This window comes from Parafilimonas terrae (genome assembly GCF_900115755.1).
GTDB lineage: Bacteria > Bacteroidota > Bacteroidia > Chitinophagales > Chitinophagaceae > Parafilimonas > Parafilimonas terrae.
Genome location: NZ_FOXQ01000001.1, coordinates 281,313 through 304,569, shown reverse-complemented (window position 1 = coordinate 304,569; position 23,257 = coordinate 281,313). Strand labels below are relative to the sequence as shown.

At 39.2% G+C, this 23,257-nt stretch carries 22 protein-coding genes; 15 read left to right on the top strand and 7 right to left on the bottom strand.

Features of this window, described 5'->3' with window-relative positions; genetic code table 11:
• Positions 1-41 precede the first annotated feature (41 nt).
• The 8 genes from rpsE (at position 42) to BM015_RS21470 (ending at position 5,667) form a co-directional block, all read left to right on the top strand.
• Positions 42-563: a 30S ribosomal protein S5 gene (rpsE, locus tag BM015_RS01280; RefSeq protein ID WP_090653711.1), complete on the top strand. Its 522-nt coding sequence runs from the start codon at positions 42-44 to the stop codon at positions 561-563.
• Positions 564-623: 60 nt separating this feature from the next.
• Positions 624-806, top strand: a complete 183-nt coding sequence (gene rpmD, locus BM015_RS01275) for a 50S ribosomal protein L30 (RefSeq protein ID WP_090653709.1) — start codon at positions 624-626, stop codon at positions 804-806.
• A gap of 80 nt (positions 807-886) precedes the next feature.
• Entirely contained in the window at positions 887-1,336 is a 450-nt protein-coding gene (gene rplO / locus BM015_RS01270; protein WP_090653708.1) for a 50S ribosomal protein L15, read from the top strand.
• A gap of 62 nt (positions 1,337-1,398) precedes the next feature.
• Positions 1,399-2,748, top strand: a complete 1,350-nt coding sequence (gene secY, locus BM015_RS01265; RefSeq protein WP_090653706.1) for a preprotein translocase subunit SecY — start codon at positions 1,399-1,401, stop codon at positions 2,746-2,748.
• Positions 2,749-2,938: 190 nt separating this feature from the next.
• Positions 2,939-3,421, top strand: coding sequence for a DinB family protein (locus BM015_RS01260; RefSeq protein ID WP_090653704.1), 483 nt, complete (start codon positions 2,939-2,941; stop codon positions 3,419-3,421).
• A gap of 37 nt (positions 3,422-3,458) precedes the next feature.
• A complete protein-coding gene (locus BM015_RS01255; RefSeq protein ID WP_090653702.1) occupies positions 3,459-4,958 on the top strand; it encodes a lipopolysaccharide biosynthesis protein in 1,500 nt (499 codons plus the stop codon).
• A gap of 144 nt (positions 4,959-5,102) precedes the next feature.
• Positions 5,103-5,360, top strand: a complete 258-nt coding sequence (locus tag BM015_RS01250) for a DUF1360 domain-containing protein (RefSeq protein WP_245751161.1) — start codon at positions 5,103-5,105, stop codon at positions 5,358-5,360.
• Positions 5,361-5,517: 157 nt separating this feature from the next.
• Positions 5,518-5,667: a hypothetical protein gene (locus BM015_RS21470; protein WP_177191776.1), complete on the top strand. Its 150-nt coding sequence runs from the start codon at positions 5,518-5,520 to the stop codon at positions 5,665-5,667.
• A 17-nt stretch (positions 5,668-5,684) separates the two neighbouring features.
• Here BM015_RS21470 and BM015_RS01240 read toward each other — a convergent pair whose 3' ends face one another.
• A complete protein-coding gene (locus BM015_RS01240; RefSeq protein ID WP_090653696.1) occupies positions 5,685-6,362 on the bottom strand; it encodes a C40 family peptidase in 678 nt (225 codons plus the stop codon).
• Between the two features lie 174 nt (positions 6,363-6,536).
• Between BM015_RS01240 and dnaE the strand changes: the two genes are divergently transcribed.
• The 5 genes from dnaE (at position 6,537) to BM015_RS01215 (ending at position 14,293) form a co-directional block, all read left to right on the top strand.
• On the top strand, positions 6,537-10,214 hold the full coding sequence (gene dnaE / locus BM015_RS01235) for a DNA polymerase III subunit alpha (protein ID WP_090653694.1): 3,678 nt from the start codon (positions 6,537-6,539) through the stop codon (positions 10,212-10,214).
• A gap of 56 nt (positions 10,215-10,270) precedes the next feature.
• Entirely contained in the window at positions 10,271-11,326 is a 1,056-nt protein-coding gene (locus tag BM015_RS01230; protein WP_090653692.1) for a cellulase family glycosylhydrolase, read from the top strand.
• 143 nt (positions 11,327-11,469) lie between these two features.
• Positions 11,470-12,408, top strand: a complete 939-nt coding sequence (locus BM015_RS01225) for a hypothetical protein (RefSeq protein WP_143075720.1) — start codon at positions 11,470-11,472, stop codon at positions 12,406-12,408.
• 54 nt (positions 12,409-12,462) lie between these two features.
• Positions 12,463-12,918: a BamJ family beta-barrel-assembly machinery protein gene (locus BM015_RS01220; protein WP_262497227.1), complete on the top strand. Its 456-nt coding sequence runs from the start codon at positions 12,463-12,465 to the stop codon at positions 12,916-12,918.
• A gap of 91 nt (positions 12,919-13,009) precedes the next feature.
• Complete coding sequence (locus BM015_RS01215; protein ID WP_177191775.1) at positions 13,010-14,293, top strand: D-alanyl-D-alanine carboxypeptidase/D-alanyl-D-alanine-endopeptidase; 1,284 nt, start codon at positions 13,010-13,012, stop codon at positions 14,291-14,293.
• A 19-nt stretch (positions 14,294-14,312) separates the two neighbouring features.
• Here BM015_RS01215 and rnr read toward each other — a convergent pair whose 3' ends face one another.
• The 6 genes from rnr to BM015_RS01185 form a co-directional block, all read right to left on the bottom strand.
• Positions 14,313-16,307, bottom strand: coding sequence for a ribonuclease R (gene rnr / locus BM015_RS01210; RefSeq protein WP_090653684.1), 1,995 nt, complete (start codon positions 16,305-16,307; stop codon positions 14,313-14,315).
• A gap of 230 nt (positions 16,308-16,537) precedes the next feature.
• Entirely contained in the window at positions 16,538-17,629 is a 1,092-nt protein-coding gene (lpxK, locus tag BM015_RS01205; RefSeq protein WP_090655121.1) for a tetraacyldisaccharide 4'-kinase, read from the bottom strand.
• 69 nt (positions 17,630-17,698) lie between these two features.
• A complete protein-coding gene (bioD, locus tag BM015_RS01200; protein ID WP_090653682.1) occupies positions 17,699-18,364 on the bottom strand; it encodes a dethiobiotin synthase in 666 nt (221 codons plus the stop codon).
• A 19-nt stretch (positions 18,365-18,383) separates the two neighbouring features.
• Positions 18,384-18,926, bottom strand: coding sequence for an RsmD family RNA methyltransferase (locus BM015_RS01195; protein WP_090653680.1), 543 nt, complete (start codon positions 18,924-18,926; stop codon positions 18,384-18,386).
• Complete coding sequence (locus BM015_RS01190; protein ID WP_090653678.1) at positions 18,923-19,735, bottom strand: DUF3822 family protein; 813 nt, start codon at positions 19,733-19,735, stop codon at positions 18,923-18,925. The genes BM015_RS01195 and BM015_RS01190 overlap by 4 nt, the downstream gene beginning before the upstream one ends.
• Positions 19,736-19,875: 140 nt before the next feature.
• On the bottom strand, positions 19,876-20,076 hold the full coding sequence (locus tag BM015_RS01185; protein ID WP_090653676.1) for a hypothetical protein: 201 nt from the start codon (positions 20,074-20,076) through the stop codon (positions 19,876-19,878).
• Between the two features lie 264 nt (positions 20,077-20,340).
• Between BM015_RS01185 and BM015_RS01180 the strand changes: the two genes are divergently transcribed.
• Positions 20,341-22,761 carry a TonB-dependent receptor gene (locus BM015_RS01180; protein WP_090653674.1) on the top strand — a complete coding sequence of 807 codons (2,421 nt, stop codon included), beginning with the start codon at positions 20,341-20,343 and terminating at the stop codon, positions 22,759-22,761.
• A 135-nt stretch (positions 22,762-22,896) separates the two neighbouring features.
• The gene (locus tag BM015_RS01175; protein WP_090653672.1) at positions 22,897-23,142 is read left to right on the top strand and encodes a 4a-hydroxytetrahydrobiopterin dehydratase; all 246 of its coding nucleotides are present in this window, start codon (positions 22,897-22,899) and stop codon (positions 23,140-23,142) included.
• The last annotated feature ends 115 nt before the right edge of the window (positions 23,143-23,257 follow it).

The window sequence follows — 23,257 nt, the reverse complement described above, 5'->3', positions numbered from 1 at the left end:
TAAAAACTCGTAACCCGTAATTCGTAAATAGTAAATATTAAATGGCAAAGATCAGCGTAAATAAAGTAAAGCCTGGCGGTGAGGTAGAACTGAAGGAAAAAGTTGTTGCTGTAAACCGCGTTGTAAAAACTACAAAAGGTGGCCGTACATTCAGCTTTTCTGCTTTGGTGGTTGTAGGTAATGAAAACGGTGTTGTTGGCCAGGGCTTGGGTAAAGCAAAAGAAGTTCAGGAAGCTATTACCAAGGGCATTGAAGATGCTAAAAAGAATTTGGTGAAAGTGCCTGTAATGCATGGAACTATTCCGCACGACCAACTGGCAAAAGAAGGCGCTGCAAAGGTTTTAATTAAACCTGCTGCACATGGTACAGGCGTAATTGCCGGCGGCAGCATGCGTGCTGTGCTGGAAAGCGCAGGTATTACAGACGTATTGGCAAAAAGCCTTGGTTCTGCAAACCCGCACAACGTGGTAAAAGCCACCATAAGAGCGCTTACTTTATTAAGAGAACCATTACAGGTATCCAAAGAGCGTAATATCAAATTAAGCAAAGTATTCCAGGGATAGCCGGAAAGTCAGGAGGTCCGGAAATACGGAAAGAATGACCAACCGACAAACGACATTACAATGAAAAAAATTAAAGTAACATTGGTAAAAAGTGCGATCGACAGGCCCGAGCGTCAGAAGCTTACACTGAAAGCACTTGGTTTAAACAAGCTGAATTCTTCAAAAGAAGTTGAAGCTACCGACCAGATTTTAGGTATGATCCGCAAAGTAGATCATTTGGTAAAAGTGGAAGAACTGGCATAGCCGCAAAAGCGATCGCCTGCTTTTATATTATTCATTAGCGAGCTCCGGCAATACCTGGGCGTTGAGTTAAAAAATAAAACATGCAACTACACAATTTAAAACCTGCAGAAGGTTCCGTTCACAAACAGAAAAGATTAGGCCGCGGTGAAGCCAGCGGTAAAGGTGGCACATCCACAAAAGGTAACAAAGGTGGCCAGAGCCGTGCCGGTTACAAAAGCAAAATGGCACATGAAGGTGGCCAGATGCCTATTCAGCGCCGCTTGCCAAAACGCGGTTTTAAAAATAATAACCGCATTGAATACAAAGTGTTCAACTTAGGCCAGATTGATGTGATTGCCGAAACGTATGAAATAGCTGAATTCAGCACAGAAAACCTGTATGCTAACGGCCTTATTAAGAAAACTGATAAGGTAAAAATTTTAGGTAGCGGTGAATTAACAACCAAGCTGAATTTTAAAGTAAACGCTGTAAGCGAAAGTGCAAAAGCTGCTATTGAAGCCGCTGGTGGAAGCATTGAAATTTTGAAATAATTTTCCCGATATTTGCCTCAAACCCTGTTTGGGGCATTTCATTTATCTTATAATTTTTCCCGGTGAAAAAATTTATTGAAACACTAAAGAATATCTGGACTATTGAGGAGCTGCGTAATAAAATTATTACCACACTGGCATTGATTCTTGTGTACAGGGTTGGAACCCATATTGTATTGCCGGGCCTTGATCCTAACAAGCTGGAAGCTGCGGCTGCCGGGGCAAGCAATAATGGATTGCTTGGCCTGTTTGATACATTTGCAGGCGGTGCATTTTCTCATGCATCCATATTTGCATTGGGCGTAATGCCTTATATCTCTGCTTCTATCTTCATGCAGTTGGCAACTATCCTTGTTCCCCAAATGCAGAAAATGCAGAAAGAAGGAGAGAGCGGCCGTAAAAAGATCAACCAATGGACGCGTTACTTAACCGTGGGCGTTACGGCTTTACAGGCAAGTGCTTATTATCAGTATTTAAAAACACCTTCTTACGCGCCTGCTATTCTTCCTGGTTATGCACCTTATTTTTTCGCATCAACTATAATCATTCTTACGGCTGGTACTTTGTTTGTAATGTGGCTGGGTGAAAAAATACAGGATAAAGGCCTTGGTAATGGTACTTCAATCATCATTATGATTGGTATTCTTGCCCGCCTTCCTATTTCGCTGGTACAGGAATTTCAGAACAAAGAAGTTAAAGGTGGCGGCGGTTTATTAATCTTTTTGATTGAAATAGCTGTGTTGGTTGCTATTAATATGGGATTGATTGTATTGATTCAGGGTGTGCGTAAAATTCCTATTAACTATGCAAAACAAATTGTTGGTAACAGGCAATTTGGAGGAGCAAGACAATTTCTTCCAATAAAAGTAAATGGCGCCGGTGTAATGCCTATCATTTTTGCGCAGGCAATCATGTTTCTACCAACCTTGGTTTCATTTACCAATCTTGATTCTGCACAGGGCATAACAGCCATATTTTCCGATCATAGCAATGCGTGGTACATGGTTATTTATGGTGGAATGGTTATCGCATTTACTTTTCTTTATACGGCGCTTATCTTCAATCCAAAACAAATGAGTGAAGATTTGAAGCGTAATAATGGTTTTATTCCCGGCATAAAGCCCGGCCAGCCTACGGCAGATTTTATAGGCGCCGTTATGGATAAGGTAACTTTGCCTGGTGCTATATTTCTTGCCATCGTTGGTATCCTTCCCGGGTTTGCAGAAAGGCTTGGCGTAACGCAAGGCTTCAGCACTTTCTATGGAGGAACATCACTTTTAATTATGGTGGCTGTTATTCTTGATACACTACAACAAATAGAAACCCATCTTTTAATGCGCCAATACGATGGCTTAATGAAAGGTGGCCGCATACAGGGGAGACAAACTGTTTCGCCGGTAAGCAATTTCTAATTCCAAATAACATTGCAGCTATAGGAAGCCCCGTGAACGCGGGGCTTTTGTTTTGCTATGATGCAGTGAATCATCTGCATATATCTTATATATTTGATATTGATTATTAAAATGCAGTTTACAAACTTACCTTATGTTAAGCATCTCTTGTTACGGCAAGGCTTTTGCTAACTAATCAAATAAATAAATCATGCAGATTCCTGAACTACAAAATCTTTTAGATGAACTGGTATTCCTTTTAAAAAAAGGTAACGCGCATGTTTCTTTTAATGATGCCATAAAGGATATACCTTTTGATGATCTTGGGAAAAAACCACAGGGCCTGCCTTACAGTATCTGGCAAATAGCCGAACATATCCGCATTACTCAAAAAGATATTCTTGATTTTTCAGCAAACGAAAACTATAAAGAATTAAACTGGCCTGCAGATTACTGGCCCCATGCAGCAGCACCGGAAAGTGTGGCTGCGTGGGAAAATTGCACCAGGGAAATAAATGATGACCTTGAGGCTTTTATCAAACTGCTTACTCATTCAGCCAATATATTTAAACCATTCGAACATGGCACAGGGCAAAGCATGCTGCGGGAAGCTATGCTTATTGCAGATCACACCAGTTATCACACAGGTGAAATAATTGTACTGAGAAGATTATTAGGTAACTGGAAAAATTAATTCACTTTTACGTAGCATTGCGCTTCAATTTTAATAGATGGCGGGTATAAGAAAGCAGACAATTCAATCCAGCTTAATTGTTTATTTTGGTTTTGCCGTTGGCGCTTTCAACACTTACCTCTATACAAAAAACGGTTCTTTCACACAGGAAGAGTATGGCGTAACGCGTTTGTTTATAAATTTTTCGCAGAACTTTTTTGCATTTGCAAGCCTTGGTTCGCTGCCGGTATTGTATAAATTCTATCCTTATTACAAAGACAATCTTCCCGATAAAAAAAACGACCTGCTTACACTGGTTTGCCTTGTGTCATTAGCAGGCTGCATTCTGGTTTCTGCCTGTGGCATTATATTCGAACCGTATGTTGTAAGAAAATTTTCTGAACACTCCAGTTTGTTCCTCCCATTTTATTTGCTTGTATTTCCGTACAGCCTGGGATTTTTAGTGTTTTCTGTTTTGGAAAGTTATGCGTGGGCACTGCAAACGTCTGTTATAACAAATGCTTTAAAAGAAACGGTTTTAAGAATTATCACTACTTTATTTATTGTGCTTTTTTATTTCGGGCTGATTAATTTCAGCCAGTTCATGTATCTCTTTTCTTCGTTATACATAATAATAGCCGCCATTCTTATAATATTTCTCTGGAAAACAAACCGCCTTCATTTTTCATTCAGCATAAGCCGTGTTACAAAAAAATTCTATAAGAAAATGCTGGGCCTTCAGGTCTTTGTTTTTGGCGGCGTATGCATAAATGCAGTTGCTATTACTATCAGCGATCTTTTAATAGCAAGCAAGCAGGGTTTGGCAGATGCGGCCATATTCAGCCTGGCGGTTTATGCGGCAAATTTTATAGAAATACCGCAACGCAGCTTAACCTCTATTACAACAGGCGCTTTATCAAGGGCGTGGAAGGATAAAGATTTTAACACCATTAACCGGGTGTACCATCGTTCCAGCATTAATATGCTTTTACTGGCTGTTTTTGTATTTGGAAATGTTTGGCTAAATGTTGCGCAGGGCATAGAAGTATTGCATATTCAAAATGAATACGCTGCAGGCCTGGGCGTTGTTTTTATATTGGGCATTGCCAAAATTATTGATGCGGGCACCGGCGTTAATTCTGTGATTATTGCAACATCAACTTTTTGGAAATTTGAATTTTACACTAATGTTATTTTGCTGGCCCTGCGCATTCCGCTGGCTTATTTCTTTATTGAAAAATATGGTATTATAGGCCCCGCTTATGCCGAAATAATATCACAGGTGGTATATAATTTTATCCGTTATGAATTTTTAAGAAGAAAGTTTAATATGCAGCCATTTAATATAGAAACATTATATGCTGTATTGCTTGGTGTAATAGCTGTGGCAGCCGCTTATTTCCTGTTCAGCGGTATAGAAGGATGGACAGGTATTATCATCCGTTCTGTTTTATTTTCAGGTGTTTTAATTGGCGGTATTTTCCTGCTCAAGCTTACCCCGGATGCAGTGCATTTGGTTGGCGTTGCAAAAACACGCATACAAGACTGGAAAAAATAATTTATTTCCTTGTTCCCCTGTATAAAAAGTTGCGATCAAATAAATAGTTACTTAGCTTAGTATTTGAACCTATTGAAAAATATCCGGATGAACATTCTTTATCTTATTTTATCAGTTTTTGCCGTGTGGCGGATAACACATTTATTGAGTAAAGAAGACGGGCCGTTCGATATAATCTTTCGTATAAGAAAAAGTGCCGGTGAAAATTTTTTGGGCAAAATGATGGATTGTTTTTACTGCCTCAGTATTTGGATAGCATTACCTTTTGGAATTTGGCTAGGCACAAACTGGGTTGAAAAAATCTTGGTGTGGCTGGCGCTCTCGGGTGCAGCAGCTTTACTTGAGCAGGCAACAACAAAAAATAATAAGGATAATGAAACACCAACTTATTATGAAGATTAGTTGATAAGTAAAAAATTAAAATTCAAACATCTAACCTATGTGTAATTGTGGTAAAAAAAGAACTGCTTTTAAGCAGCAACGGATAGTTGATCCCCACTTGCCGGCTGTTGTGCCGCAGCAAAATTCTTTGCAAAGCATACAGCCTGTAAAAACTGTGATGTTTCAATATACTGGCAATACGGCGCTTTCCGTTATTGGTAATGTTACGCGAAAAAGTTACCGTTTTGGTTTTCCCGGCGATATTCAGCATATAGCTCTAAACGACGTTGCAGGAATGGCTGCAATTCCAGTATTGAAAAGAATTTAAACCTGGTGTTGAAGGTATCAATGCATCACTCTTCCCGCGCCTGCATATTTCCTGCCCCAGTATGCATCATTTAAATCGGTGATAGCAACGCCCGTGCTTGTGGCGGCATGAATAAACTTATAGTTGCCCACATACATACCCACATGTGTAATGGAACGCCCGGTCCTGAAAAAAACCAGGTCACCTTCCTGTAAATCCCTGTCTTCAATACGGGTGGCAAAAGTAAATTGCTCTTTGGCTGTTCGTGGTATATCAATGCCATAAACGCTGTGCAATAATGTTTGGGTAAAGGCAGAACAATCAATACAATCTTCATCATCGCCTCCAAAACAATAGCGTGTGCCCATCCAATGATCCATTTGTTTCAATAATGTAAGGTTGTTGAGTTGCTCAACGGGCATATCAGTCATTATTGCATATTTAATTTGCAGCCAATCTGCCTTTTCCAGATTAAATGATGAATTATTACTGCTTACGGATTTTGTGCTGCCTGATGCAGGAGACGAATGAACAATATAGTTTGAATTTTTTTCGCCGGGCCTGATAGCAACTTCATTTAAAAACTTTGAATCTGTTTTTTTTGAAGCTGTTGTTTGTGTTGTGCTGGTATTATTGCGCGCAGTACTGCGTTGCAGGCTTTTACAACCACTTAAAATTAACAGCAGGCTAATGATTTGGGTAAGTCTTACTTTCATCGGCTGGTGCAATATAAAAATCCATTTGTAATAACAGCATTAACGTGCATAAATTGTATGCTTTTCTTTAACGATTTGCAAAATGTGGATAACCCCGAAAACGCCATTGCCTTATATTTAGGAAATTTGTTGGTTCTTAAAACAGCTATCAGCCTGTAATTTAAACTTTAAACAATGCAGTTTTCTCATCTTCATGTTCATACACAATATTCTTTGCTCGATGGCGCAGCTTCAATAAGTGATTTATATAAAAAGGCAGGAAAGCTGGGCATGCCTGCATTGGCCATAACAGATCATGGCAATATGTTTGGCGTGTTTGAATTTGTAAAGCAGGCATGGAACAATACAAAGGTTGTTGGTAAAGATGCAAATGGAAAAGATGTTATTGAGCCCGTAGTAAAGCCTATTGTTGGCTGCGAGTTTTATGTAGTGGCAGATCGCCATCGTAAAACGTTTTCCAAAGAACAAAAAGATGAACGTTATCACCAGGTTTTATTAGCGAAGAATAAACAAGGTTATGCCAATCTTGTAAAGCTTACATCGCTTGGTTTTATTGAAGGCATGTACAGCAAGTATCCCCGTGTGGATAAGGAACTGGTAGAAAAATATCACGAAGGTTTAATTGCTACAACCTGCTGCATTGGCGCTTACGTGCCGCAAACTATTTTGCATGATGGGGAAGAAGCCGCAGAAAAAGAATTTAAATGGTGGCTTGATCTTTTTGGTGATGATTATTATATAGAATTGCAAAGGCATAACATTAAAGAGCAGGAAGTAGTCAACAATACTTTACTGAAGTTTTCAAAAAAATATAATGTGCCTGTTATTGCTACCAACGACAGCCATTATACAGACCGAGATGATTTTAATGCGCATGATATTTTGCTTTGCATCAACACCGGTGAAAAGCAAAGTACGCCTGGCTTTGATGATTTTGTGAATGATGAATTACAAATAAAAAACCGCCGTTTTAAATTTCCCAACGACCAGTTTTATTTTAAAACACAGGATGAAATGGCTCAATTGTTTAAAGATGTTCCGCAATCTTTAGATAATACGCAAGCCATTGTGGATAAGGTTGAAGTATTGAATTTGAAGAAAGATATTTTGCTGCCTGCGTTTCCCATTCCAAAAGAATTTCAAACAACGGATGACAGCAACCTTAACCAGTGGAATTACCTTCATCACTTAACGTATGAAGGTGCAAGGCAGCGTTATAGTGAAATAACAGAAGAGGTGCGGGAGCGGCTGGATTTTGAATTATTCACCATTAAAACAATGGGCTTTGCCGGTTACTTTTTAATTGTAAGCGACTTCATAAAAGCAGGCCGTGAAAAAGGCGTTTTTATAGGGCCGGGCCGCGGCTCTGCAGCAGGAAGTGTAGTTGCATTTTGTATTGGCATTACCAACATCGATCCCATAAAATATAATTTACTGTTTGAAAGGTTTCTGAACCCCGACCGTAAATCAATGCCGGATATTGATACGGATTTTGATGATGAAGGCCGGCAAACTGTAATAAATTATGTAGTTGAAAAATATGGCAAAAACCAGGTGGCGCAAATCATTACCTATGGCACCATGGCGGCGAAGATGAGTATTAAAGATGTGGCGCGTGTAATGGATTTGCCGCTGGCAGAAAGTAATGCGCTGGCAAAAATGGTTCCCGACAGGCCGGGTACTGATCTTGGCCGTGTATTAACGGCGCCGCTTACTTCAAAAGAAGCAAAAGAAGGAGAGAAGTCGATAGAAGATAAAGAAGGCTATGGCGCTGAAGAGTTGGAGAACATTAAACGGCTTCGTGAAATTTATAAAGGCGATGATATTCGCGGCCAGGTATTGCGTGAAGCAGAACGGTTGGAAGGCAGTGTGCGCAATACGGGCATTCATGCCGCAGGCATTATCATCGCACCAAAAGACCTCACTGAATTAATCCCTGTTGCAACAGCAAAAGATTCCGATTTGTGGGTAACGCAAATTGAAGGCAGCGTGATTGAAGAATCCGGCGTTATTAAAATGGACTTTTTGGGATTGAAGACCTTGTCTATTTTAAAGACAGCGCTGGAGCTCATCAAACAAAATCATAACATAAAGATTAACCTGGATGATATTCCGCTGGACGACGAGAAAACTTTCCTGTTATACCAGCGCGGTGAAACCAATGCTACTTTCCAGTTTGAAAGTCCCGGCATGCAAAAATACCTGCGGGAATTAAAACCGGATAAATTCGCCGATTTAATTGCAATGAATGCATTGTACCGTCCCGGGCCAATTGCCTATATTCCAAACTATGTGGCACGCAAGCATGGCCGCGAAGAAATTGTGTACGACATCGCAGACATGGAGGAATATTTGAGCGAAACCTATGGCATTACTGTGTACCAGGAACAGGTGATGCTGCTTTCACAAAAGCTTGCCGGTTTCACAAAAGGCGATGCCGATGTGTTGCGTAAAGCAATGGGTAAAAAAGATCGCAAGACACTGGATAAAATGAAAGGCAAGTTTATGGAAGGCGCTGTTGCCAAAGGCCATGATAAAACCATTCTTGAAAAAGTTTGGACTGACTGGGAAGCCTTTGCGCAATACGCATTCAATAAATCGCACTCCACCTGCTACGGTTTTGTGGCGTATCAAACAGGATATTTAAAAGCGCATTATCCGAGTGAATATATGGCCGCTGTGTTAAATCATGCAGGCGCTATAGAAAAAATCACCTTCTTTATGGAAGAATGTAAACGCATGGGTTTAAAAGTGCTTGGTCCGGATATAAATGAATCATTAAAAGGTTTTGCTGTAAATAAAAAAGGCGAAATACGTTTTGGTTTAGGTGGGTTAAAAGGTGTGGGCGAAGCAGCTATTGAAAGTATTATTGATGAACGTAATAAAAATGGCGCTTATAAAGATATTTTCGATCTTATCAAACGTGTGAACCAGCGCACGGTAAATAAAAAATCGCTTGAAAGTTTGGTGTATGCAGGCGCCTTTGATTGTTTCCCCGAAATACATCGTGCCCAGTATTTTTATACAATGCCTAACGATACTGTTACAGGCATTGAACGCATCATAAAGTTTGGCAACGTTTTCCAGGCCAATAAACAAACGCAAACAAATACTTTGTTTGGCGATTCGGTAATGCCTGCTATTGCCACGCCGGTTTTGCCCAACTGCCCGGAATGGTCGCTAACAGAAAAGCTGGATAAAGAAAAAGATGTTACCGGTATGTTTATGAGTGGCCATCCGCTCGATCATTTCAAATTTGAATTGAAGTATTATGGCATTATGCAGCTTACTGATTTTTGTGAGATAAAGGAATCTAATACATTGGCTGCTGCCAACCGGGAAAAGAATATGCGTATTGCAGGATTGGTAACAGATGCACAACATCGCATTTCACGCAATGGCAAAAATTTCGGTTCAATGGTTATTGAAGATTTTAGCGGTAAAGCGGAACTGATGTTATGGAGCGATGATTACGTAAAGTTTAAAAATTACCTGGAGAAAGGCAATAACCTTTTAATATATGGTTATTTTAAACCACGCTACAATGGAGAAGATTATGAGTTTAAAATTGTAGCAATGAACTTATTGGAAACAGCGAAAATGAACCTTACCCGCAATCTTGAAATATGTGTTGAGCCGGCTTCGCTTACCAATGAATTTGTGCAGTTTGTTGATCAGAACGTAAAAGCCAACCCTGGCAAGTCTTCTTTAAAATTCAGGATAAGAGAATCGCAGGAAAACCTTGAGGTGGTATTGAACACAACTGATAAAGGTTTTACCATGAATGAAGAAATGGCTTCGTTTTTAATGGATAATCCTGATGTGGAAGTGAGTGTGGGATTATTTAACTGAGTTGATTTTGCTGGCTGCTGAATTTAAATTTATCACTCTTAACATTCCTTGATAAAATGAAACGATTGCTTGTTATTTTTTGTTTACTGATTGCAATACATACATTCAGCCAGCCGCGATGGAGTGCGCAAACAGCAAATGACTGGTACAGTAAACAACCCTGGTATTGCGGTTTTAATTATATACCGGCGTATGCCATTAATTACACCGCCATGTGGGACAAAACTTCTTTTGATGCTGCAGCTATTGATAAAGAACTGGCGCTTGCAGAAAACACCGGTATGAATGCAGCGCGTGTGGTTTTACAATATGCTGTGTATGCAGATGACCCTGCCTATTTTCTTAAAACCTTTGATACATTTCTTGAGCTTTGCGCAAGGCATAAAATAAAAGCTGTGCCCGCTTTGTTTGATGATTGTGTGTTTGGTATTAACAGCGATCCGAAAATTGGCAAACAGCCTGAACCGTTGAAAGGATGGTACGCATGGGCATGGTCGCCAAGCCCGGGGCACAGCATGGTAGTTGATTCAACAACTCATTTATTGCTTGGTAAGTATGTAACTGCAGTAATAGGCAAGTTTAAAACAGATGACCGCATTTTGTTTTGGGATTTATACAATGAACCCACAAATGGAGGCCTTGGCTCTGCAACATTTCCACTGCTGAAGAAAGTAATTGCATGGGCAAAAGCGGTTAATCCTAAACAGCCTCTAAGCATTGGTATGTTTGATAAAAATGCAAGGTTGAATGATATTATCATCAGCGCTTCTGATATTATTACCTTTCATAATTATGGTGATAAAGAAGCGTTGCAGCAACAAATAACAGATTTGAAAAAATATAACCGCCCCATCATTTGTACAGAATGGATGAACAGGCCATTTAAGAGCACGGTGGAAAATAACCTTCCTGTTTTTTATAATGAAAAAGTGGGCTGCATGTTGTGGGGCTTGGTAAATGGAAAAACGCAAACTGAATTGCCCTGGGGCCATCGTCCCGGCGACCCTGAACCAACAATATGGCAGCATGATTTATACCATGGCGATTTTACACCGTATAATGCAAAAGAAATTGCATTGCTGAAAGAATATATTGACAAATCAAAACAGTAACGCGGGCAAACGGTTATTAAAACCGCAAGACTGGCAGCAGGCATTTTGCAGAAAATTTATTTAAAGCAACTTATCTATATCATTGTTATATTGCATAAGCATCTCTCCTCATAAAATTAATTTCATCATTAATTTTATTGGTTTTGGTTTACTCCGCCCAACATATTGCCGCTCAAAATCAATCGAAGAAAAGAAGCCAATTCTTTAATAATACTGTTCAGGCAAAGCCATTCTTTTCACCTGTATTGCAATTAAAACCGGCAGGTGAAAAGGTTGAAACAGTCATGCCCGGTGTTCCTGAAGAAACAGCTAAATATTTAGAAGAATTAAATCGTGATTTTGATAAAGCAAGAAAAAATTTATGCGAATTATCGCGTGAGCTTTTTAAGCAGGCAATTAATACAAAGGGCATAATAAACAGCGATACAGCAATGGCATTGGATGTATTCTCTAATGTGGCCGCTAATTGCAGCAGCCTGAGCGGTTATATAAAACTTAAGCCTAAAAGCATTGCCGGAACAGGCGTGTATAAAACGTATGCACATAATTATACCGATGATTTCACTGGTTCAAAAGAAGGGAGGGACAAGTTTGATGCCAACGACTGGCACCAGGCTGTAAAGCAGGGAACAAACGCCGGTACAAGGGAAGAGATCGCAGGTGTTGGCGGCTTTTATCAACGCTCCAACGACACAATTAATTTGCCGGAAGATGCAACACTTGGAAGCGCTTTGCATGAGAGCATGCACAGAATGTCGGGTAGCAGGTTCAGAAGTTTTACAAGAAAATTTACTGATCCTGATTTTTTAAGCGAGGGTGCAACCCAATATTTTACAGATAAGGTTTTAATGGATATAGGCCTGCCAAAAATGAGTGGTCATAAATACGGAAGTAATGTGGCGGCAATAGAAAACCTTGTACGTAAAATGAATGGCAATTTTGATGCATTGGCAAGATTATATTTCCAGGACGATATAACTGCTTTTCATGAAATTTTATTCGCACTTCAATTAGCGCCAGATTTAAAAACAATGATTGCTAACCCCGGCCAGAAAATATACGATGCCGTAAAAACAAACTGATTTTTTTACCGATTCTCTCAAAATAAACACCTGCATTTTTTATTATATTACCAGTTGCTGCATCTACATTTGTTAAATAAATTTCTTATGAGTTTACAGGAAAAACTAAAAGCTATGCTACAGAGAAACACCAAAGAACAGGAAGCTTTCCTGCTTGAAAACGCTTCAAAAGAAGGCGTTGTTACATTGCCATCCGGTCTTCAATACATGGTTGTTACAGAGGGAAAAGGCGATAAGCCCGGGCCATATACTATTGTAACCGTTCACTATGAAGGCAGCCTTATAAACGGCAAAGTCTTCGATAGTTCTTACAAACGGGGTCAGCCTGCCAGCTTTGGCGTGCACCAGGTAATTCCCGGCTGGACAGAAGCTTTGCAGCTTATGCCGGTTGGCAGTAAATGGAAACTGTTTATACCTTCTGCATTAGGCTATGGTGCAAGAGGCGCAGGCGGCGCTATACCGCCAAATGCTACACTTATTTTTGATGTGGAATTATTAAGCATGCGATAGTCGATTTTATAACTGTTATTCAAAACATAGTTTTTATAACAGTTATTTTTTATTTTGCTGCATGCTAAAAAATTGCTTTGTATCCTGTTGCTTGTTACTCATTGTTTTTACGGCTTGCTCTCCATCAAAAAAAATAAGCCGTGCACAGCAAAGTTTTTTGCAGGATGCTGCCATAAAAAATGCGCATGCAGGCGTATGTATTTACGATGTCTCCGCTAACCGTTATATCTATAATTACCAGGGCGATCATTACTTTATGCCGGCAAGCAATACCAAGTTGTTTAGCTGTTATGCTGCATTGAAACATCTTAACGATAGCATTATTGGCTTGCGCTATTACGAAACGCCGGATAGTTTATACATCCTGCCTGCTGGTGATCCAACGTTATTGTATATGGATTTTACAAATAACCCTGTGTTGAATTTTTTAAAAGCGAACAATAAACCGGTTTCTGTTGCTGATACATATTGGAAAGAAGATCGCTGGGGCGAGGGCTGGAGCTGGGATGATTACAGGTATTATTATATGGCTGAGCGAAGCCCTATGCCTGTGTATGGCAATGTTGCCCACACAACATTTACGTATGACAGCCTTACGCAGCAGGTTCATTTTTCGCAAACACCTGATGTTGCTGGCGGCGTATCGTATAACGTTAATCCAAAACTTAAAAGGCCGGAAGTTGTAAGAATGCTTAATTCTGATTCATTCAACATTGATTATCCTCTGCAAAATATTAACTGGACAGATGAAATTCCTTTTATAACTAACGGCATTCATTCAACCATAAAAATAATCGGCAACAATAAATGGGCAATAAACAATAACCTGCCAACATCTTACGCCAACTATAAAAAACTGTATTCGCAGCCGCTTGATTCTATGCTGAAGCCGATGATGTACCGCAGTGATAATTTTTATGCAGAGCAAAGCCTGCTGATGGTAAGCAACGAATTGCTTGGTTATATGAATGATGCTGATATTATTGATACTTTATTAAAAACAGATTATAAAGATCTGCCGCAAAAACCATCCTGGGTTGATGGCAGCGGCCTGAGCCATTTCAATTTATTTACGCCGGAAGATTTTGTTATGCTGCTTGTAAAAATGAAAGATGAATTCGGGCTGGAACGCATTCATAACATTTTACCCAAAGGCAATACCGGCACGCTCGAAGGTTTATACGTTAATATAGGTGATAATATTTTTGGCAAGACAGGCACCATATATGGAGTAGTTGCATTAAGCGGGTATCTTAATTGTAAAAGCGGCAGGCTGGTTATATTTTCTGTATTAATAAATAATCATGCGGGGCGTGCACAATCTGTAAGAAAAGCTATTGAACGAATGCTTGTGAATGTATGGGAAAAATATTAGCAGGAGATTAAAGGGCATTTTAATTCTTGTTTTTCTTTTTAGGTTTCCTGCTTTTCTTATCAGAGGCTGAGGTATTGTTCACCCATTCATAATCTAATTGCCTTTTATCAAGATTGGCCGCTACAACGCGTATGGTTACTTTATCGCCCATTCGGAATTGTTTGCCGCTTCTTCTGCCTACCAAACTATAATCGCTTTCTATATGCCTGAATTCATCAAAATCGTTTAAATCCTGGATGCTTATTAAACCTTCGCATTTATGATCAACCGTTTCTGCCCAAAAACCAAAACGTGCCACGCCGCTTATTACAGCGTCAAATTCCTCACCCAAAAATTGCTGCATAAATTCCACCTGCTTGTATTTATTACCAGCGCGTTCGGCTTCCATTGCTGCGCGTTCACGTTCGCTGCAATGCGCACATTTTTCATCCATTTTTTTATCTTCAATGGGTTTCTTTTTTAAGCAGCTCGCTACAATGCGGTGCACCATTACATCCGGATAGCGGCGAATGGGCGAAGTGAAATGGCAATAATCTTCAAAGCCCAAACCATAGTGGCCAATATTCTCCGTTTTATACGCGGCTTTTGCCATAGTGCGAATGCCTAACTGCTCCAGCACATGCTGCTCCGGTTTTCCCTCCACATCTTTTAATAACTGGTTAAAACTTGCCGCAATTTTTTCAGGTGAGCTCATGTTGAATTTATGCCCGAACTTCCTGGAAAATTCCACAAAAGGAATAAGCTTATCCTTATCAGGTTCATCATGAACGCGGTATGGAAATGCCACATCTTTTTTTGCTGCTCTTATATCGCTTACATATTTGGCAACTGTTCTGTTGGCAAGCAACATAAACTCTTCAATCAATTGATGCGCTTCCTTGCTTTCTTTTATTACTATACCAATTGGTTTGGCATGTTCATCTAATTTAAAACGTACTTCCTGAGACGAAAAATTAATGGCGCCATTCTTAAAACGCTGCCTGCGCATTTTTTGTGCAATGCCGTTGAGTAATAAAATTTCTTCTTTATATAAGCCTTCTTTGGTTTCAATTACCTGCTGCACATCTTCATAAGAAAAACGATGATCGGAGTGAATAATAGTTCTGCCGATCCATGTTTTTTTTACCTCCGCTTTCGTGTTCATTTCAAACACGGCAGAGAAGGTATATTTATCTTCTTTTGGCCGCAACGAACACAAAACATTGGAGATGTTTTCAGGCAGCATTGGGTTTACACGATCAGGCAAATACACCGATGTGGCACGGGTATATGCTTCTTCATCCAATGCTGAACCTTCCTTAACAAAATGGCTTACATCGGCAATATGAACACCAATTTGATAAATATCTTTTTTTATTTTTTTAATTGATATAGCATCATCAAAATCTTTTGCATCCACTGGGTCTATTGTAAACGTAAGCACATCGCGAAAATCTTTGCGTTTCTTAGTTTCTTTTTCTGTTATATCGCCGCTCAGTTGCTCACTTTCTTTAACAGCTTCATCAGGAAATGATAAAGAGAAGCCGTTTTCTGCAATTATCTCCTGCATTGCCATATCGTTTACATTCTCTTCGCTTATTACGCTTATTACTTCGCCAATTGGCTTTTTGTCTTCGGCATTCCAGCGCACCAGCCGCACGCTTACATGATCTTTATTTTTTGCACCATTTAATTTATCAAAAGGAATATAAAAGTCGGGCATGGGTTTGTCAGTGTCTGCAATAAAGAATGCAGCTTTGGGCGATACCTGCAAAACACCAATAAACTCTGTGCGGTATCTTGAAATGATCTCTGTTATCCTGCCTTCTTTTTTGCCGGTAACGGGATGCTCTTTAAACACTTTTACGCGAACCGTGTCTCCATGCAATGCATTATTAAAACTGCCCGGCCTCACTAGTACGTCACCGCTGCCATCGGCTATAACTACATAGCCCAAGCCACTCCTTGCAATATCAAGCGTGCCTTTCAACATATAAGCCTGCGAAGACTGGTGCTTTGAATGTTTACGTTTCATCAGAGTTTTCTTGCTTTTACTTCATTAAATTATTCACGCATTGCATGAGTTGATTAAAATTATTTTAATTGCCGGTGAATGAACTAATGGCATCTTCCTTGTGTGGCAACACTTCAACTCTATATCATTATTCATTATGAACAACATTTACGCCGGGTTTTATTTTTCATAGTTTGTATATTATTGCAGCAGCCAGTTCAATCAGTCCGTCAATATACGCTACATAAAAGTCATATTGCGGTTTCAGTATCATCTTTTTTAAAACTATTCACAAAGTCAATAACTGCGTTGTTAAAAGCTTCAGCGCTGTCAAATAAAAAAACCGGTTTCACAGGCAATACATATAGAGGAATTTCCAGCAGTTGTTCTTTAAATTTCAGTAACCGCACTGCATCCTTTTCTGTTGTAATGATGAGCTTATTGCTTGATTGAATTTTTGCAAATTTTTTATTGATGTCTTTTAAGTCATCAATTGAAAAAATATGGTGGTCGCTGTAACTAACTTCATCGTACGCTGCACTTATTTCCGATATGTAATTTTTTAAAGGCTGCGGATTGGCAATGCCATGAACCAATAAAACTTCATCATTTAGTGAAACAGGCTTTTCGTTTTTACTGATGATATGATACGGCGTTTGATACTGTATTGCTGTAAAGAAAATCTGTTGGTTTTCCAATAGGTTTAATTGCTTAATGATTTCTTCTTTCTCAGATGCTGAAAGATTTAATGGGCATTTGGTAACAACAATTATATCGGCGCGTTTAGCAGATGTTTTCTGGTCGCGCAGATCGCCGGTGGGAAAGAAAAAATCATCCGTATATAAATCATCATACACCGTTAGCAAAATATTTAACCCTGCTTTTATAGCGCGGTGCTGAAAAGCATCATCCAATATAATTACCTGTATGCCCGGTTTATCATGCAGTAATTGTGGTATGGCTACAATTCTTTCTTCGCCAACAGCAACAGCAACATTGGGAAACTTTGTGTGAAACTGCATGGGCTCATCACCAATATCAATGGCATTGGTATTTTCATTGGCCAGCGCATAGCCTTTTGTTTTGCGTTTATAACCGCGACTTAATGTTGCAGTTGCATATTTATCATGCAGCAATTCCAGTAAATATTCTACCATTGGCGATTTGCCTGTACCGCCTAACGAAAGGTTGCCAATGCAAATTACAGGCAGGTTAAACGATGCTGATTGAAAGATTTTTTTATTATAAAAAAAATTGCGAACAACAATCGCCAGGCCATACAACAAAGAAAACGGTAACAATAAAATGCGGAATGACCGCAGAAAAATTGCGTTTAAATTCATATTATTTGCAGGTAATGCAATAATCAAAGATACAGTAAACGGTTTTTAGAGAAGCGCTGAACAGTGGCATCAGAAAATCAAATTGCTTTTAAGTATAGTTGCCTGCTCTTTTACAAAATCTGCAGTAACATTATTTGTAAAAGGCAATGAAGCAATTTTTTTATACCCGCTCCATTGCACAATTTCATTTTCGTAATTCATATAATGATCATTGAAAATCCATCCCAATACATCAATATCATGCGCTTTACAAACCTGTGCAGTCAATAAAGAATGATTGATGCTACCCAAATAATTGCGGCTTACCAAAATAACTTTTGCATTAAGTTTTTTAATAAGATCAGGCACGAATTCATTTTCATTTAAGGGAACCATTAAGCCGCCTGCACCTTCAATAATTAAATGGCGAGTGGTGAGTGATGAACGGTGAGTTAGAATTTGATTATTGATTATTTTGAAATAATCTTTTTCAATCTTACTTAAATCAATTGTAGTGCCTTCTTCCCTTGCTGCAATATGCGGCGAAGCCGGCAGTTTTAATTTATATGTTTCAGGATGAATGGTTGTTTGTTTATTGCTGATAATTTTTTGAACAAAGATTGAATCTGTGCCGGCATCAAAACCTGCCTGCACGGGTTTCCAGTAATCAGCTTCCAGCGCTTCTGTTAATACAGCAGCGGTAACAGTTTTGCCAACATCCGTACCTGTTCCTGTTATGAATATTGTATTAACCATAGTGACTTACAACTCTACTTTAAGGGACGGGAATAAAAAAACTAAATATGGTTGTTCCATAATTTCTTTTAAAGCTAAACCCTTTATATTTTTCATAATCGTTGCGTGGCGTGTGTTCTAATACAAAAAAGCCATCTTCTGCAATAAGATTTTTTTCAACGATTATTTTAGGCAGTTCATCAATTGTGTTTAAAGCATAAGGCGGCCCGGCAAAAATAAAATCATATTGTTCATTGCAGGCAGCAAGAAAATTAAACACATCCATTTTTAAAACATGGGCGTTTTCTATTTTAAGCAATTCAATATTTTTTTTAATGAAAGCATACATCGCTGCATCTTTTTCAACAATAGTAAGGTTTGAGGCACCCCTTGATGCAAGCTCATAGCTTATGCTGCCCGTTCCTCCAAAAAGATCAAGTGTTTTAGCACTGTCAAAATCAATTCTTGTTTGCAGAATATTAAACAGGCCTTCCTTTGCTACATCTGTTGTTGGCCTTGTATAAGGCATCTTTGAAGGGGGATGAATTTTTCTGCCACCCAGTGATCCTGAAATTATCCTCATACAGCATAATTTATATAAGGCATAAAATAATGGGCCGGGTATTCTTTAAACTCATCTCCTGCAAAACGGGTTTCATCAATGTGCAGCAATTGAAACCCTTCAAGGTACTGGTATAAAGTTTCGTAAAGTTTGGAAGTATTGTTTATAAACCCACCACATTGTATGGCAACATTTTTATCTATTTCATATTGCTTACACACATTCAAAATAAAATACAATACATCTTCAGGTGTAATGTATTCAGTTGTGTTTAAATAATGCAGTTTATTTTCTTTAAATAAACAAATTGTAAAATAACGGGGGTAGAAAAACAGGTAGATAAGGTTTTCGTGTGCACGTTCCAGCGAATTTAATAAAGCAACAAAGGGATGCGTAAATGTTGCGTTAGCAAAACACTTCTTTGCAATATCCTGCTTATCATTTTCCAAACGCCAGGCTATGGTACAGGGAGCAGCCTGTTCAGTAAATATGGTTGAAGCAGGCAGGCTGCCTTTGAGTAAATTAAAATTCTGTTGTAAAAATGCTATATCATTTTTTTCTTTCGGAACACATAAAACTTCATCTGTATTCCAGAAAAAGCTGATGCCGGCAACAGGCATTGCCAGCAGCCTTGAACGCAGTTTTGCATTATCAATAAGTTCTTCAAAATTTGAAGATGAAAGGTCACTGTATTGAAAAAATTCAAAAGCCCTCAATACATTATCGCCATTTTTCTTGCACCAGCATGCAATATGGCGCTTGCCGGTTTCAATAAATAGCTGCACATCATTCAAATCATCAGAATATATGCTATATGTTTTTTGAAGCATCTGCAATGTTACGGAAGATTTTTATGTGCCAGGCCTGCCAGCCTTTTCAACTAAATCATCAATGTATATTGGTTTAAGGCAATTTAGAAACGCATTTTAGCATAATTAGTTTTGGTTACAGCTTTGCTGTTTTAGCAGTTTTAATTCTCCGATGGAATATCACTGATGTCCAAAGGCATGATGTTATACGAAGCGTCTATATTGGCTTTCCTGTAAATATCATTTTGAGTACTGGCATATTCTTTTGCATTTTGCTCAAGCCAAAACGCAGAATCATTTCTCAAAATGGGTTTTCCGTCAATAGTAAAAGCTTCGAAAACTACGTAGATTTTCTTTTTCATAAGGTATCCGAGATCTTTTAAAAGTTAACAATCAGGTACTACATTTTAAGGCATTAAAATTCCAAAATAGATACCATTTCACAATAGGAAATGTTAATTTTCTTAACTTCTTATTCTTTTCGGGCATCGTTTGTAAAACCTCAATTATCGCACTTAGCGTTATTGCCATTGCCTTTCCCGATTGCGTAAACTTGTTTCCCGATCTTATAAGCCTTATTGCTTATACAGGCAGAATTTTACAGCCAAATTTTATAGATGAGATATATGGATAAGCAACCGGTAATAAAAAAGATATTTTTTGCACTTCTTCTAATACTAACAGCACATGGCGCATGGGCGCTGGATGAGGAGAATGACGAAGGATTGGGCGGTATTAAAGGAAAAATTACAACTTCAGATAATAACCCGGCCGCTATGGTTTCGGTTAGAGTTAAAGACACCAGGAAAAATACCATTTCCGGCGAGGATGGCTATTTTATTATCCGCAATATTCAGCCCGGCAATTACGAGCTTGAATTTTCTTTGGTAGGATATGAAACCATTTCAAAAAGCATAACAATTGTTGCTAATAAAACAGAAGATATTGCTGTGCAACTGCAGGTATCAGACAAAGAATTGCAGGAAGTAATTGTGAAAACGGCCAGCGGGTATAAAACAAATAGGCCTTCTTCAAGCCTTCGCGTTACAACGTCCATTTTAGAACTGCCTCAAAATATACAGGTAGTTACCGGCAAAACTTTAAAAGACCAGCAGCTGATCAGCATGAGCGATGGCGTTGTACGCAATGTGAGCGGTGCGGTAAGACTTGAACATTGGGGCGATTTGTACGCAAATATCACATCCCGCGGTTCGCAACTGCAGGCTTTCAGAAATGGGTTTAATGTAGTTAACTCTTACTGGGGGCCGCTTACAGAAGATATGAGTTTTGTTGACCATATTGAATTTGTAAAAGGCCCTGCGGGATTTATGCTTTCCAGCGGCGATCCAAGTGGCTTGTATAATGTTGTTACCAAAAAACCTACAGGCCAAACAAAAGGCGCTGCGGAAATTACATTGGGCAGTTACGATTTATACCGCGCAACGCTTGATCTTGATGGCAAGCTTAGCCGGGATGGAAAATTGCTATACCGCCTGAATCTTATGGGCCAGAATAAAGGCTCTTTCCGCCCCGATGAATTCAATAACCGCTACAGCATTGCGCCGGTTATCTCTTACCAGGTTGATGATAAAACAAAGCTTACGCTTGAATATACTTTGCAGCATGCCAAAATGAGCGACGTGGGTTCTTACTATGTATTTTCTACAAAAGGTTTTGCAACACTGCCAAGAGACTTTACAGCATTACCTCCTGGTCTTGAGCCAACAACCATTGACGACCACAGCGTGTTTCTGAATTTGCAACATCAGTTAAGTGAGAACTGGAAATTAACTATGCAGGGCGCTTATTTTTATTACAAGCAAATAGGCTCTTCCTTATGGCCAACTGCAGTTAATGATGATGGCACAATGATAAGGAATGTAGCAAGCTGGGATGCTTTGAGCAATATGACCATGGCGCAGGCTTTTGTAAACGGGGAAGTTTATACGGGCAATGTTCGCCACCGTATTCTTGGCGGTATTGATATGAGCAATAAAAAATATTGGGCAGATTGGGGACAGAGCTTTGATTTAGACAGCGTTGGCGGCGAATTTAATACGCTCGATCCCGGGAACAGGATGCCTTCAAACGGCTATCCTTCATTCGATCATGATTTTTCAACGCTGAAGCAAAGGGCAACTGCCATTGGCGGTTTGCAGGATTCCCGTTATACAAGCGTTTATATACAGGATGAATTAGGGTTTTTTAATGATGTGCTTCGCTTAACATTGGCAGGCCGCTATACTTATCTCAGCCAGGCAGCCTGGGGCGATCCGGCTAATGAGGCGAAGCATTTTACGCCACGTGCAGGCGTTAGCGTTTCCATCGACAGGGCAACTTCTGTATATGGTTTATACGACCAGGCTTTTATACCCCAAACTGCAGGCAGGTTAACTAATGGTGGTAAAGTAGAGCCTTTAACCGGCAATAACCTTGAGTTTGGAATAAAAAGAGATTGGGCTAATGGCAAATGGAACACAACAGTAGCCGTGTATCGCATTCTTAAAAATAATGAAGTAACAACTGATCCTAATTCAAATCCTTCCAATCCAACATCTATTATAATTGGCCAAAAAAAGGCACAGGGTGTTGAATTTGATTTACGTGGTAAAATAACAGATGGCCTTAGCCTTATTGCAAATTATGCTTTAACAGATTCCAGGGTATCCAAAGCTTCAAAAGATGGCGGATTACAGGTTGGCGATTATGTTCCGGGATTTGCAAAACATACTGCTAATACCTGGCTCAATTATGAAGTGCAGGGCGGTGCATTGAAAGGTGCCGGTGCTTCCATAGGATTTACATGGCTGGCAGACAGGCATACAAATGATGATGTTTCCGATGAGGCTCAACTTAAACTGCCTGATTATTTTAAATTGGATGGCGGGTTATTCTGGCAGGGCGATAAAATAAGAGTTACTGCAAACGTGTTCAATATTCTTAATAAATATTTATACAGCGGTTCTTATTATTCCTGGTCAGGCGCTTATTACTGGCAGGCAGAATCTCCGAGAAATTTAAGGTTTAGCATTGCTTATAATTTCTAAAGACAGATAATGGTAAAGTTAAACAGGCCACCGGTTCCGGCGGCCTGTTTATTTTTAAAACGCCGGTATAATTTACCTGCAATGCGCTATTTTACAGGTTGGTAAAAAAATTGTAGGAATAAGAAAACTATAAGTATGAAAACTCCCCAGGGCTGGTCTCAGAACGATAATGCTTTATACCGTAAAATAGAGTTCAAAGATTTTTCTGAAGCGTTTGCATTTATGATTCGCACAGCATTGGAAGCGCAGTGCATGAACCATCATCCTGCATGGAAAAACGTTTATAATACCGTAGAAATATGGCTGAGCACGCATGATGCCGGTGATATTGTTACAGAAAAGGATATATCGCTTGCTGAAAAAATAAATGCACTTTTATAATTTGAGGTAACCCTTGAATTATTTTATTATTGATTGATATTTCGCTAATGAAGAGTGTAATTATTTGCCCATAAATAATTTACCGCTTTAAATCAATAGCATTTATTTACAGCAG

What these genes read in the sequence shown, in the direction of transcription:
- rpsE (WP_090653711.1), top strand. Translation starts at nt 42, where the DNA reads ATGGCAAAGATCAGCGTAAATAAAGTAAAGCCTGGCGGTGAGGTAGAA.
- rpmD (WP_090653709.1), top strand. Translation starts at nt 624, where the DNA reads ATGAAAAAAATTAAAGTAACATTGGTAAAAAGTGCGATCGACAGGCCC.
- rplO (WP_090653708.1), top strand. Translation starts at nt 887, where the DNA reads ATGCAACTACACAATTTAAAACCTGCAGAAGGTTCCGTTCACAAACAG.
- BM015_RS01260 (WP_090653704.1), top strand. Translation starts at nt 2,939, where the DNA reads ATGCAGATTCCTGAACTACAAAATCTTTTAGATGAACTGGTATTCCTT.
- BM015_RS01255 (WP_090653702.1), top strand. Translation starts at nt 3,459, where the DNA reads ATGGCGGGTATAAGAAAGCAGACAATTCAATCCAGCTTAATTGTTTAT.
- BM015_RS21470 (WP_177191776.1), top strand. Translation starts at nt 5,518, where the DNA reads ATGTTTCAATATACTGGCAATACGGCGCTTTCCGTTATTGGTAATGTT.
- BM015_RS01240 (WP_090653696.1), bottom strand. Translation starts at nt 6,362, where the DNA reads ATGAAAGTAAGACTTACCCAAATCATTAGCCTGCTGTTAATTTTAAGT.
- dnaE (WP_090653694.1), top strand. Translation starts at nt 6,537, where the DNA reads ATGCAGTTTTCTCATCTTCATGTTCATACACAATATTCTTTGCTCGAT.
- BM015_RS01230 (WP_090653692.1), top strand. Translation starts at nt 10,271, where the DNA reads ATGAAACGATTGCTTGTTATTTTTTGTTTACTGATTGCAATACATACA.
- rnr (WP_090653684.1), bottom strand. Translation starts at nt 16,307, where the DNA reads ATGAAACGTAAACATTCAAAGCACCAGTCTTCGCAGGCTTATATGTTG.
- lpxK (WP_090655121.1), bottom strand. Translation starts at nt 17,629, where the DNA reads ATGAATTTAAACGCAATTTTTCTGCGGTCATTCCGCATTTTATTGTTA.
- bioD (WP_090653682.1), bottom strand. Translation starts at nt 18,364, where the DNA reads ATGGTTAATACAATATTCATAACAGGAACAGGTACGGATGTTGGCAAA.
- BM015_RS01195 (WP_090653680.1), bottom strand. Translation starts at nt 18,926, where the DNA reads ATGAGGATAATTTCAGGATCACTGGGTGGCAGAAAAATTCATCCCCCT.
- BM015_RS01190 (WP_090653678.1), bottom strand. Translation starts at nt 19,735, where the DNA reads ATGCTTCAAAAAACATATAGCATATATTCTGATGATTTGAATGATGTG.
- BM015_RS01185 (WP_090653676.1), bottom strand. Translation starts at nt 20,076, where the DNA reads ATGAAAAAGAAAATCTACGTAGTTTTCGAAGCTTTTACTATTGACGGA.
- BM015_RS01180 (WP_090653674.1), top strand. Translation starts at nt 20,341, where the DNA reads ATGGATAAGCAACCGGTAATAAAAAAGATATTTTTTGCACTTCTTCTA.
- BM015_RS01175 (WP_090653672.1), top strand. Translation starts at nt 22,897, where the DNA reads ATGAAAACTCCCCAGGGCTGGTCTCAGAACGATAATGCTTTATACCGT.